We start from the raw sequence: 12,553 nt of genomic DNA, 5'->3' as shown, positions 1-12,553 counted from the left end.
ATAAGAAAAAAAGCATGGGGATTCTTTAGAGAACCTAAAAAAGCAGCTTCCCTATAAGTCAGCTGCCCTCTCTCCATTCTAATCCCGCGACTGCTTCACAATGCATAGTCTGAGGGAACATATCCACCGGCTGCACTTCGATGGTCCTGTACCCGCCGTCCTCCAAAATACGCAGATCCCTTGCCAATGTTCCCGGATTGCAGGATACATAGACGACTTTCTTTGGCTTCATGCTTAAAATGGTTTTCAGTAGAGCTTCATCACAGCCTTTTCGCGGCGGGTCAACTACTAGCACATCTGCGGTGTTCCCCTTTTTATACCATTCAGGAATTACTTCTTCTGCTTTCCCCACTGCAAATGAAGCATTTGTCATACCGTTTAGGTCAGCGTTTCTTTTAGCATCCTCAATGGCTTCCGGCACGATTTCAACACCGAACACCTCTTTTGCTTTCTGTGCCAGGAAAAGCGAAATGGTGCCAATTCCGCAGTACGCATCGATAACCTTTTCTTCTCCGCTCAGATTCGCATATTCCAGAGCTTTATCATATAAAACTTTCGTTTGCTCCGGGTTTACCTGATAAAAGGAGCGGGCGGAAATCGCAAATTTAATATCGCCAATAAAATCATAGATCACTTCTTCGCCCCAAAGGACTCGTGTGACATCTCCCATGATCACATTCGTCTTCCTGGAATTTACATTATGGACGATGGATTTAACACCTTCAATGCTTGATGCAATCTCTTCCACAATCTTTTGCTTATGCGGAAGCTCGTTCGTCCTTGTGACAAGGACAATCATTACTTCGCCTGTCGCAAGCCCATAGCGCGCCATCACGTGGCGGAGCTCGCCTTTATGCCTGCCTTCATCATAAGCGCGGACACCATAGCGGCCGCAAATTTCCTTTACCTTTTGTACAACCTCATCATTTTTTTCCTGCTGGATGAGGCATTCCTTCATATCAATGATCTGGTGGGTGCGCTGCTGGTAAAATCCGCCGATCAGTCCGCCTTCCTGCTCGCCAATCGGAACCTGCGCTTTATTTCTGTAGCGCCACGGATCCTTCATGCCGAGAACCGGATGCACCTTGACTCCCTCAAGCTTCCCGATTCTTTCCAGAACATCTCTGACCTGTTTTTCCTTGGCGAGAAGCTGGCCTTCATAGCTCAGATGCTGCAGCTGACATCCGCCGCACTCCTTATAAATCGGGCACGGTGCTTCTACTCGGTATGGGCTGCTTTCATATGTCTCGATCAGGCGCCCAAATCCATATCCCTTATTCACCTTAATCACTTTTACCTTTGCTCTCTCACCGGGAAGCCCATACGGCACAAATAGCGGGTAACCGTCCACCTTTGCAACTCCTGCCCCTTCATGGGTCAAATCCTCAAATGTAACATCTATATAATCATTTTTTTGCACCGGTAATGTTCTGCTCATCATTTTCTTCCTTTTCAGCTTAATTCCGTGACCTATTTTGACTAGACAGATTGTATCACAAAACAGGGCTAAATACGAAATGGATATGGTACAGATTCTGAACCTGCATACCCTTTAGCTTACCTATTTGCAAAATCTAACCGTTTATTAGCATATTTTCCAGTCTATTTACAGAATCACCCTTCTATTTGCAGTAAATAGTATTCTATTTACATCGTTCACAATTTCATGAATTTTAAAATAAAAGCCCGCTCTGTTATAGAGCGGACTTCCTATTATTCGTGGGAACTTTCCCAATCGGTCGGGCGGTCTTCTTCACGAATCTGGTCAATTGGGACAAATACTTCCAAATGCCTGTACAGGTTTACGAATTCAGCAGGAAGCAGCCCGCCAAATTCACCGTCAAGATTGAGCTGGACTTTCTCTTTGGATTGTACTTTGATGCGGTTTGCCTGCGTATAGATGACGTTCGGATCTTTTACATGTTCGCCCCGGACAGCCATTGTCGCGATCCGGATAAAATCAGCAAGGTTAGTTTTCTTTAATATCAGCAAGGAAAATAGCCCGTCATTTATACAGGAATCCGGAGCTAGCTTTTCAAACCCGCCTACTGAATTTGTCAGACCGACAAGGAAAAGCATGGCTTCACCTTCAAAGATTTTCCCGTCAAACTCGATGCTTACTTCGGTTGAACGGAAGGAAGGCAGCATTTCGATTCCCTTAAGGTAATAGGCAAGCTGGCCAATCATTGTTTTAAGCTTGCTTGGCACCTCGTAAGTCAGCTCTGTCAGCCTTCCGCCACCAGCAATATTAATAAAATATTTTTCATTTATGCGGCCAATATCGACAGGTATGGTATCTCCTTTTACAATGATATCAGCAGCCGCTTCCACATCTCTTGGAATATGGAGCGCACGGGCAAAATCATTGGTTGTGCCCGTTGGGATAATGCCGAGGCGCGGACGGTAATCCTGTTCAGCGAGTCCGTTTACCACCTCGTTAATTGTACCGTCGCCGCCTGCTGCAATGACTAAATCGAAGCGGCGTTCAACAGCTGCCCGTGCAGCTTTAATCGCATCCCCTTCACCTGTGGTGGCATGGCATGAGGTTTCATATCCTGCGCTCTCCAGCTTTTGCAAAACCTCTGCTAAATGTCTTTTAAAAATTTCCCGGCCTGAAGTCGGATTATAAATAATTCTTGCTCTTTTCATAGCCCATCATCCTATTATTGAAATATCTAAACTTAATCCGTATATACTATTCCATCTTTTTACATCATAGCGGATAGTCCTCGGCTTAGCAATTATTCACTGCCATCCGTTTCTATTCTATTCACTTCCAGCTATTTTCACAAGTGGTCAGATGCACAAATGAATTATACCCTCATTATGCAAAAAAGTATCGTAATTAAGTTATATTTCTTGGACATGTAATCTAAAATCAGCATTAAGCAGGATGCTGTTGAGCATTATTCCTGTTTTAGGTTCTGCAAAACAAGGCTCTTAACATAATCTATAATGGTTTTATATGGATATTCTTCATTAATTACTCTATGAAGCATTGCACCGTCCATAAAAGTCCAGAATAACCCCGCTACATGGTTTGGATCTGCATCCGGACGGAATTCCCCGGCAGTCTGTCCTTCTTCCATAATATCTGTTATCAATTTCAAAAAGAACTTCTTTCCCCGCTCGTTCAGAATTCGATTCAAGTTCTCATCTCTGGAGGAATGCAGCGTAAATTCCAGCTGTACAGTAATTCTATCTTTTCGTTCCTGGCTGAATGGGCTCATATCCCTATACAAATCAAAAAGATATTCCAGTTTCTCTTCAGCTGAAGAGAACATGGAAATTTTCTCTGCAAGTCTTGCATTAGCTGATTCGGTCTGCTCATTCAAAAGCTCCAGATAGATTTCTTCCTTGCTTTTAAAATAATTATAGATGGCTCCCTTGCTGATTCCTGAATAAGCGACAATGTCATCAATGGTCGCTGCCTGAAATCCCTTTTTGGCAAAGCAGGCCAATGCGCCCGCCAGGATTTCTTTCTTTTTTTTCCGCTTATATTCCTCTGATACGATAGGCGACAAGTCTGTCCCTCCATTGTATTTGGTTTATTCTCTTCATGTTATTCCCGCGCATATATTATCAGCAGCACTTTTGGCTGATGTCACTTCTTTTCAGAATTTCTTCTATATATAGGCTGGCATGTTCACTTGTGATTTCAGTATTTTCCTCCGCCAATCCGGCCATTACCAAGTCTTCTTTTACTTTAGCGAGAAATAAATCTCTGATAGCTGCTGAACGGCACGGCTGCATCTGCTCTGCCAAGTCCCAGATCCATTGCTCAAGATGGATGCTCTTGCTCTTTTTTTGCATTTCCTGCGGAACCTGCCTTCTTCCCATATTTCTCACTCCCCAGGGCATATTCTTATCTTATAAAATAAACTGATTAGTCTTTTTATTGTAATTATTTTTAAATGAATTTTCAAACTTTTTGCACACAAAAAAACTCCTAACTGTCCGTTAAGAGTTAATCCTGATCTATTTGGTTTTTATCCCGGTACATAGTTACTAATCCCCCAATCACCATAAAGCAGGCAAATGCAATGGGAAAGCAGCGCTCAAACCAGGATTCTTTATTGGGAAGTTCATTGTGTTCCTTGTCAGCTTCTTCCGGAATTCCTCCTGAAATTTGAGCCATAACAAGATTGGTAAACTCATCATCTCCCGGCATTTCCGGGAAGGAATCCTCCTCCTCGTCCATTGCTTCGAGGTATACCTCCAGACATTGATCACATATATAGAGATGATCTTCATAGAGTTCACGCTCTGGTTCTGACAGCTCATTTTTCACATATTTCCGCCATTCTTCCAATGAAAAGTGCTCCATGAAAATCATCTCCTTCCAATGTTCCTGACAGCGGAGTGATCTGGAACATGAAAATATCCTGCTGGGTATTTTGCTGATCAAATAAATCCTGGAATATATCAGCTTCCCTTATATCTATTCGGATAACATTCTTTCTTTTTGAGTGCCGAAACAATCATAATCGAGAGAATCGAATAATTCAATACTTTTTTTTATAAAAAATCTCACCAAAAAGCTTTTATTTCCATATTTTTTCATCGCTTAATAATAAAATAATGATTAATTTCCCGCTTCGAACAAAACCATTATATGGTAAACTGTAAGCGATGACTACATAGAGGAGGGCAGTGAAAATATTTTTAAATAATGGACAACTCTAAACTATTATTGAATATATTGATGAAAAAGGATGGATACGATGACATTTCTTATTTACTTGGCAGCGTACCTGATAGGATCAATTCCTACAGCCTTATTGATTGGCAAATATGCCTTTGGGATCGACATCCGTGATCATGGCAGCAATAATCCTGGTGCGACTAATACACTAAGGGTACTTGGCAAAAAAGCAGCTATCGCAGTTCTGCTGGTGGATGTGGGCAAGGGAGCAGCTGCTGCAGCATTGCCTGTCATCCTGAACGCTGAGCCCGATCCGTTAATGGTCGGGATGGTTGCAGTAGCCGGCCACTGCTTCCCGATCTTTGCAGGATTCCGCGGAGGAAAAGCCATCGCAACCACGGCAGGTGTATTGCTTGCAGCAAATATTTGGATGTTTTTAATCGCCTACATTTCTTTTGTCGCAGTCATTTACGCAACGAAGTATGTATTTTTTGGCTCTTTATCGGTGGGTGCATCTTTACTTTTCTATTCCTTATTTACCGAAGGCACTGAACATGAACTTATCTTTTCTATTTTCCTATTATTTTTGATTTTCCTTCACCGTTCGAACATTAATAACTTCATTGATAAAAATGAGCCTAAAATCAATGATAAGCGCCTGAAAGATGACCGCATCCCTCCAAGAGATCATAAAAAACGAGCATAATCGAAGCCCGGATCCTGCATTCGGGCTTTTTTTATTGTTTTTCACATGAAAGCCGTTCATTAAGCAAATCCTTTGAATAAAAGTGCAGACAAAGGAGCTTGCATATGTTCTTGATCTTAAAAATATTAAGTCTTTACTTAATCACAATCATGATTATGAGACTGATGGGCAAATCGACAATTATCCAGATGACTCCTTATGATCTTGTCGCCATCATAATCGTTGGCACAGTTGCCTCTGAACCTCTCATCAGCACCGAATACTGGCCGACACTAGCAGCCTTGACCATTCTTGTAGGCCTTCATATTCTCTTTTCCTATTTGACTTTAAACCAAATTGGTAACCGATTTTTTCTTGGGGAACCGACGATGCTGATTAAAAATGGGGAAATTCTAGAAGACAATCTGGAAAAAGCCCACCTCTCCATGACTCAGCTGCTGTCTATCTTAAGAAGTAAAGGCTATCCCAAAATTGCGGATGTGGATTACGCCATTCTTGAGCCTATCGGTGAAGTGAGCATCATCCCTAAAGTGGCCAATACGCCCGTAACAGTCGAACATTTAAATATCTCCATACAGGATGAGGGTCTCCCTATTGCGGTTATTGTGGATGGCAGAATTCAGACGCGAAATCTCCAGCTGCTGGGACAGACTAAAGATTGGCTTTTAGAGCAGCTGCGGCAAAACAATTTGAATGAGAAGGAGATTATGTACGCTTATGTAAATGAAAAGTCGAAAAAATTGAATATAAACAGACGCAGATAATATTCTAGAATAGGTTTAAGGTTTGAAGTTGAGGGTATATATTATTGGTTACTTACGAGACAAATAAAGTTGCTTAAATATACATATCAATATCAGGGGGTAATGGTATGACAGAAGAAAGCCTAGTGCTTGAAACAAAAATTGATGGTTTTGATTTTAATTGGGACCTGGAAAAAGGCCTGTTTAATTTTGAAGGTGATGATGCCGTCCTATTTTGGATAAAATCCGCCATGAAAAGCTTCTTCGATACGATTGAAGAGATTTCAGGAAAAGAAACTTCCAGCCTTGTACTTGAGACCACCGGCTTCAGGCAGGGAATGGTGGTAGGGAAATTCTTCAAAGACTTAAATTTGCCCATAGTCGAAGTGGCTACTATTATCCCCAGAATATATGCTTCTGCCGGCTGGGGAAAATTCGTAATCACAGACCTGGATCCAGAAAATAAATCAGCCAGGGTCAAAACCGTGGACAGCTGGGAATACAAGATTAACAAAGAACAAGAAAAAAATGAGTCTGGAACATTTCTGCCAGGACACTTTGCAGGAATATTTTCTGCTTTGTTCGGAACAAGCCTTTGGTATGAAAAATCGGCTGATCAGTTAGCAGGCCATGATTACACCCAGCTTGATTATTTCCCTTCAAGCGTTACTGTTGAGGAAAATATCCACGCTTTGGCGAGACGTGAAGAATCAAAGAGGATCAGCGAGCTTGAAAAATTAGTGGAAGACCGGACGATTGAATTAAAGCAGCTTGTTAAAGAAATCTCTTCACCGGTTATTCCTGTTCTGGATGGAATCGTTGTTGTCCCGCTTTTGGGAAGATACGATGAATTCCGCTCTGAAGAACTCGTGGATAAAACTCTTCACAGCCTGCCGAAGCACCAGGCAGATTGCCTAATCCTGGACTTGACCGGGCTGAATCAGTCCATCAGTGCCTATACAGTCGAATTCTTAAGTAAGCTGGCTGCAGCAGCCAACTTGATTGGCACAGAAACCATCCTGGTTGGCATTTCACCGGAACTCGGCACAAAAATTACGGAAACTAATTTTAATCTTTCTAAATTTAACTGCTTCACCAATCTGCAGCACGGCATTTATTATGCTCTGTCCAAAAAAGGCAGGAAGATCTATTAATAACGGAAATAGCTGACTCCGCATTGGGCGGGAAGTCAGCTTTTTTGAGTTAAATGTAAAAAAACTGTCTGTATCAGTAATTTATGTGCGGATAAGTATGTGTGTGCGCTTAGCCTTGTTTTATGAACGTATAATTTTAATTATTTGCGTACAGGCTATTTCTTTCTTATCCGTGATTATACTTTCTTAGGCGCCCCCCTATATCTCGCTTCACGCAGCTCGAGCGCGTAGGCCTCAAGATTCGGCATTCCCATTTCTTTGGCAATGCTGATTTCTTTTTCAATATCATAAGGGACACGGACTATCTCGATAGAAAACGGTGCAGGTTCTTTGGACTCGTATTCCCCATGCAAAATGGCATAGGTTGCCTGAGGAATATCCAGGGAATTCCCAACGCTTCCTGTATTGAATAGTGTCCTTTGCGGATGAACCGGTTCAATCAAAGCAGCATGAATATCCCCGTAACCGACAACATCCGGAATTAGTCCCTCCTCTCCGACATTAATATTTTCTGTATTCTCAAACATAGCGAGCTTTTCTTCATAAGAATCCCGCATCGGCACAACCCGATGATAAATGCTTTTGGCGGAAGCATGGTAGAGCCTTACATATTTACCGCTCATATAAAAATCGTGATGGAACGGCAGTGTTCCTAAATAGGCTAACGCCTCTTCCCCCAGCTGTCTCTGATGCCATTGACCTTCTTCAAAGTCCAGCGGCTTCTGCATGAAATCATCCCAATTTCCAAGGAGGACCACTTCACAGGTTTCTTTTATCCGTTCAACTGCTTTACGGGAGTTGGGACCTTTTCCTATTAAATCACCCAGGCAAAAAATAATCTCTATTCCTCGTTCGCGGATATTGTCCAGCACCGCCTCCAGAGCTGTGATATTTCCATGAATATCAGAAATTATAGCTACTTTCCCCATGTATGTCTCTCCTCCTTACTATCCTTAATTTATTTCTCCAAAACATCCAAGCTTCCTCTAACAATTGGAAAAAACAAAATTTGATTTTTCCCTGTACCGCCATTACATTAGAAATATGGTAAAATAACAGCATGCCAAAACCAACATTACATATAGAAGGAGTAGGACTTATGTCAAAAGTATTTGTATTCGGACACAAAAACCCAGACACTGACTCAATCTGCTCAGCACTTGCTTATGCAGAATTAAAAAACAAATTAGGCGTTGATGCAGAGCCAATCCGCCTGGGCCAGGTAAATGAAGAAACACAATATGCTCTAAATTATTTTAAGGCTGAAGCTCCCCGTCTTGTTGAGGCAGTATCCAAAGAAGCAAGCGAAGTGATTCTTGTGGACCATAACGAATTCCAGCAAAGCGCTGATGATATCAGAGATGTAAAAATCCTTGAGGTTATTGACCACCACCGCATCGCAAACTTTGAAACAAGCGATCCGCTTTACTACCGCGCAGAGCCGGTTGGCTGCACAGCAACTATTCTGAACAAAATGTACAAGGAAAACGGAGTGGAAATCAGCAAGGCAACAGCTGGCTTAATGCTTTCGGCCATCATTTCCGATTCTTTGCTGTTCAAATCTCCTACATGCACAGATCAGGACGTTGCAGCTGCACGCGAGCTTGCTGAAATCGCGGGAGTAAACGCTGAAGAATTTGGGCTGGAAATGCTTAAAGCAGGAGCAGATTTAAGCAAGAAGAGCGTGAAAGAGTTGATCTCCCTTGACGCAAAGGAATTCCAAATGGGAAGCTATAAAACAGAAATCGCTCAGGTTAATGCTGTGGACCTAAATGACGTATTAAGCCGCCAAGACGAATTGGAAGCTGTCATTACTGAAAATATCAATAACAAAGAGCTTGATCTTTTTGTTTTTGTTTTAACTGACATCCTTAACAACGACTCAGTTGCCATCTCTCTTGGCAAAGAAGCTGCAGCTGTTGAAAAAGCTTATGATGTAACACTTGAAAACAACAGTGCCGTATTAAAGGGCGTTGTTTCACGCAAAAAGCAAATCGTACCACCGCTTACAAACGTATTGGCTGGCAAATAAGACAGAAGCAGTGCCGCACTTGGCACTGCTTTTTACTTATCCAATAAAGCTTCTGTCCCCTTAACAAGCTTTATCATCAGCTCCTTCACTGTCACCTCTTCAGCCAGTCTCAATCCCTGTCCGGCCCATAATGACATAAACTCCGGCCGCTCCATTTTGGCTGCCTGCTTTCGGATAGGAGCTGTCATATCATTCTGCAATGGATAAGGTAATGCCTGCAGACCCTTCATCTCTACCATGAACCTGTTGCGAATCCCTCTTGCAAGCTTTCCGGAAAATGCTTTCGTCACAGCTGTTTGATCTTCCCTTGCATTTAACAGTGCATGCTTGTACAGTGAGTGAGCCCCGCTTTCCCTGCATGTAAGAAAAGCTGTTCCCAGCTGGGCACCTGCTGCGCCAAGCACCATAGCCGCAGCAATACCGCGGGCATCCATTATTCCCCCTGCCGCAGCCACAGGACAGCTAACCGCATCTGCTACCTGTGGTATTAGAGCCATGGAACCGATAAGCCCGCTTTCTTCGCTGTGGAAAGTTCCACGGTGCCCCCCGGCTTCAACCCCCTGAGCAATAATCACATCTGCGCCAGCCTCTTCCCATTCCACTGCTTCATTTACATTGGTTGCGGTTCCTATAATAATCGTACCCTGTTTCTTTAATTCAGAAATAATGGCAGAATCAGGTATGCCAAATGTAAAGCTGCAAACAGGCACCCTTTCTTCCATCAAAACATCAAGCTGATTTCTGTATAAAACAACATAATCCTTTTCTGGCAGAGAAGGTTTCTCCTTCATACCAAGCTCACTGCTGTAAGCGCTGAGCACATCCTCCATGCTGCTGATGTCCTCTGCATCTGCCGAAGCCTCACTATCCGGAACAAAGAGATTGACGCCAAATGGCTTATCTGTCAGATTCCGAATCTGTTCTATATCGTTCCTTATCTCATCTGAACTCATATAGCCTGCACCCATATTTCCAAGTCCCCCACAATTGGATACCTCGCTGATTAATTGTGGTGTTGTCATCCCTCCAGCCATAGGAGCCTGGAAAATAGGGTATTTTATCCCCAGCTTCGCAGTTATGAAATTCTGACTCCAGCCCATATAAAACATCCTTCCGTCTTTATTTCCCCAAAACAATAGCATCTATTATACTATCAGCCACAAAATGCCAGATCTTAGAATCCTCCTGATAGGAAGCAGTTAATCTCCTGTACATGCTCATTTGTTTGTCCTTAAAGTCTTCAGCATCCTGTGCGGGGAGCTTGCTTCTTTCAACATCCACCATTTCCTGAACCTGTTTGGCACGAGGTCCCCAAACAGCTTTTTCCTTCCCCGCTTTATCTATAAAAATATAAATGGGTATTGCTCTGGATGTTCCGTTAGTCAAATATTGATCCATCAGCTCAAGGTTCTGATCCCTTAAAATAAAACGGACTTCCATACCGGCTTCCTCTGCAATTTTCAGTAGAATTGGGTTATTCAGCATGGCATCTCCGCACCAATCTTCAGTGAGTGCGATCACTTTCATGCCTGTATCCTTAAAATCTGCCAATCTTGCTTTTTCTTCAGCGTATAATGACAAACGGTTATATATACCATTCATCTCTTCCTTATTTACCTTCATCACCTCTATGTAATCTTGTAGACTTAGTCCCTTCGCAAACCAATCCATTAATTTCATGCAACCACTCCTTTTTTCGATTCCTGTATAGTTTTTATTCTTTGTCATCAGCTTTCATTCCTGCATTTGCTGTAACACTTTGTAAAACCAAATCTTTTCCTGGGAAATAGACCGTAAATTTGTCGAATATAGAAAAAGCTGATGGGGTCCCATCAGCTTCCTTTTATCTCTTTTTAATTTCTTCTTGCAATAATTTGTTAACAAGCGGCGGGTTGGCCTGTCCTTTTGTGGCTTTCATAATCTGGCCGACTAGGAAGCCGATTGCTTTTTGCTTTCCATTTTTGAAATCCTCGATGGATTGCGGGTTCGCATCAAGCGTTTCACCGATAATCTTAAGAAGTGCGCCTTCGTCCGAAATTTGGACAAGGCCCTTTTCTTTTACGATTGTTTTCGGATCTCCGCCATTTTCAACCAGCTCTTTAAAGACTGTTTTGGCAATTTTGGAAGAGATGGTGCCGTTTTCAATCAGCTTAATCATGCCGGCAAGTCCTTCAGGTGTCAAAGCAATATCGGTCAGCTCTTTTTGTTCAGCATTTAAGTAAGCTGACAATTCACCCATTACCCAGTTGGAAGCCTGTTTGGCGTCTGCTCCTTTATTCACAGCGGCTTCAAAGAAATCAGATGTTTCTTTTGTGACTGTCAGGACTGCTGCATCATAGGCCGGCAGCCCAAGTTCTTCAATATAGCGGTTCTTTCTTTGGTCTGGAAGCTCAGGAATCTCTGCACGAATGCGCTCTTTCCACTCTTCATCAATATGGATATCAAGTAAATCAGGCTCCGGGAAATAACGATAATCATCCGAACCTTCTTTTACCCTCATTAGAATGGTCTTATTGGTTGCTTCATCATAGCGCAATGTTTCCTGCTGGATTGTTCCGCCAGAACTTAGAATCTCTTCCTGTCTCTTCTCCTCGTATTCCAGTCCTTTGCGGACAAAGTTAAACGAGTTCAGGTTCTTAAGCTCTGTCTTTGTGCCAAATTCCTCCTGGCCGACAGGACGAAGAGAAATATTCGCATCACAGCGAAGTGAACCCTCCTCCATTTTACAGTCAGAAACGCCAGTATACTGGATGATGGACTTTAGCTTCTCCAGGTATGCATATGCTTCATTCGGCGTTCGGATATCCGGCTCAGATACAATCTCGACCAGAGGAGTACCCTGGCGGTTATAGTCTACAAGGGAATAGCCTTTAGCGTGAGACAGCTTGCCTGCATCCTCTTCAAGATGAATCCGCGTAATGCCGATTTTTTTCTTATAGCCGTCGACTTCGATCTCAATCCAGCCATGTTCACCAATGGGCTTGTCGAATTGCGAAATCTGGTAGGCTTTAGGATTATCCGGGTAAAAATAATTCTTCCGGTCAAATTTTGTAACAGGTGCGATTTCACAGTTCAGCGCCATCGCAGCTTTCATTCCGAATTCAACTGCTTTTTTATTAATGACAGGCAAGACTCCAGGGTAGCCGAGATCGACTACTGTTGTGTTGGAGTTTGGCTCTGCCCCAAAATGGTTTGGGCTTGCCGAGAATATTTTTGAATCTGTTTTTAGCTCAACATGTACTTCAAGTCCGATAACCGTTTCGTATTTCATGA

At 42.7% G+C, this 12,553-nt stretch carries 13 protein-coding genes; 4 read left to right on the top strand and 9 right to left on the bottom strand.

What is annotated here, in order from left to right; genetic code table 11:
- Positions 1 to 58 precede the first annotated feature (58 nt).
- From rlmD to IRB79_RS03205, 5 genes are all read right to left on the bottom strand, one after another.
- The gene (gene rlmD / locus IRB79_RS03225; protein WP_243506693.1) at positions 59 to 1,438 is read right to left on the bottom strand and encodes a 23S rRNA (uracil(1939)-C(5))-methyltransferase RlmD; all 1,380 of its coding nucleotides are present in this window, start codon (positions 1,436 to 1,438) and stop codon (positions 59 to 61) included.
- Between the two features lie 275 nt (positions 1,439 to 1,713).
- Positions 1,714 to 2,649, bottom strand: coding sequence for a diacylglycerol kinase (locus IRB79_RS03220; protein ID WP_243506691.1), 936 nt, complete (start codon positions 2,647 to 2,649; stop codon positions 1,714 to 1,716).
- 257 nt (positions 2,650 to 2,906) lie between these two features.
- A complete protein-coding gene (locus tag IRB79_RS03215) occupies positions 2,907 to 3,524 on the bottom strand; it encodes a TetR/AcrR family transcriptional regulator (protein WP_243506690.1) in 618 nt (205 codons plus the stop codon).
- A 58-nt stretch (positions 3,525 to 3,582) separates the two neighbouring features.
- A complete protein-coding gene (locus tag IRB79_RS03210; RefSeq protein WP_243506689.1) occupies positions 3,583 to 3,840 on the bottom strand; it encodes a hypothetical protein in 258 nt (85 codons plus the stop codon).
- Between the two features lie 127 nt (positions 3,841 to 3,967).
- Positions 3,968 to 4,327 carry an anti-sigma factor gene (locus tag IRB79_RS03205; protein ID WP_243506688.1) on the bottom strand — a complete coding sequence of 120 codons (360 nt, stop codon included), beginning with the start codon at positions 4,325 to 4,327 and terminating at the stop codon, positions 3,968 to 3,970.
- A 397-nt stretch (positions 4,328 to 4,724) separates the two neighbouring features.
- On the opposite strand from IRB79_RS03205, the gene plsY reads away from it, so the two are divergent.
- The 3 genes from plsY to IRB79_RS03190 all read left to right on the top strand — a co-directional run bounded on the left by plsY (position 4,725) and on the right by IRB79_RS03190 (position 7,248).
- Complete coding sequence (gene plsY, locus IRB79_RS03200) at positions 4,725 to 5,351, top strand: glycerol-3-phosphate 1-O-acyltransferase PlsY (RefSeq protein ID WP_243506687.1); 627 nt, start codon at positions 4,725 to 4,727, stop codon at positions 5,349 to 5,351.
- A gap of 104 nt (positions 5,352 to 5,455) precedes the next feature.
- Positions 5,456 to 6,115 carry a DUF421 domain-containing protein gene (locus IRB79_RS03195; RefSeq protein WP_243506686.1) on the top strand — a complete coding sequence of 220 codons (660 nt, stop codon included), beginning with the start codon at positions 5,456 to 5,458 and terminating at the stop codon, positions 6,113 to 6,115.
- 107 nt (positions 6,116 to 6,222) lie between these two features.
- Positions 6,223 to 7,248: an STAS domain-containing protein gene (locus IRB79_RS03190; RefSeq protein WP_243506685.1), complete on the top strand. Its 1,026-nt coding sequence runs from the start codon at positions 6,223 to 6,225 to the stop codon at positions 7,246 to 7,248.
- Positions 7,249 to 7,424: 176 nt separating this feature from the next.
- Here the strand turns inward: IRB79_RS03190 and IRB79_RS03185 are convergent, their stop codons facing one another.
- Positions 7,425 to 8,177: a metallophosphoesterase family protein gene (locus IRB79_RS03185; RefSeq protein WP_243506684.1), complete on the bottom strand. Its 753-nt coding sequence runs from the start codon at positions 8,175 to 8,177 to the stop codon at positions 7,425 to 7,427.
- A 170-nt stretch (positions 8,178 to 8,347) separates the two neighbouring features.
- On the opposite strand from IRB79_RS03185, the gene IRB79_RS03180 reads away from it, so the two are divergent.
- Positions 8,348 to 9,280, top strand: coding sequence for a manganese-dependent inorganic pyrophosphatase (locus IRB79_RS03180; RefSeq protein ID WP_243506682.1), 933 nt, complete (start codon positions 8,348 to 8,350; stop codon positions 9,278 to 9,280).
- Positions 9,281 to 9,312: 32 nt separating this feature from the next.
- On the opposite strand, the gene IRB79_RS03175 is transcribed toward IRB79_RS03180, so the two are convergent.
- From IRB79_RS03175 to gatB, 3 genes are all read right to left on the bottom strand, one after another.
- Complete coding sequence (locus IRB79_RS03175) at positions 9,313 to 10,380, bottom strand: NAD(P)H-dependent flavin oxidoreductase (protein WP_243506680.1); 1,068 nt, start codon at positions 10,378 to 10,380, stop codon at positions 9,313 to 9,315.
- 19 nt (positions 10,381 to 10,399) lie between these two features.
- Positions 10,400 to 10,960 carry a thioredoxin family protein gene (locus IRB79_RS03170; RefSeq protein ID WP_243506678.1) on the bottom strand — a complete coding sequence of 187 codons (561 nt, stop codon included), beginning with the start codon at positions 10,958 to 10,960 and terminating at the stop codon, positions 10,400 to 10,402.
- Between the two features lie 163 nt (positions 10,961 to 11,123).
- Positions 11,124 to 12,551: an Asp-tRNA(Asn)/Glu-tRNA(Gln) amidotransferase subunit GatB gene (gene gatB / locus IRB79_RS03165; RefSeq protein ID WP_243506676.1), complete on the bottom strand. Its 1,428-nt coding sequence runs from the start codon at positions 12,549 to 12,551 to the stop codon at positions 11,124 to 11,126.
- Between the last annotated feature and the right edge of the window lie 2 nt (positions 12,552 to 12,553).

It is taken from the genome of Cytobacillus oceanisediminis, assembly GCF_022811925.1.
Classification (GTDB): Bacteria; Bacillota; Bacilli; order Bacillales; family Cytobacillaceae; genus Cytobacillus; species Cytobacillus oceanisediminis_D.
This window is presented reverse-complemented; position numbering and strand designations above follow the sequence as displayed.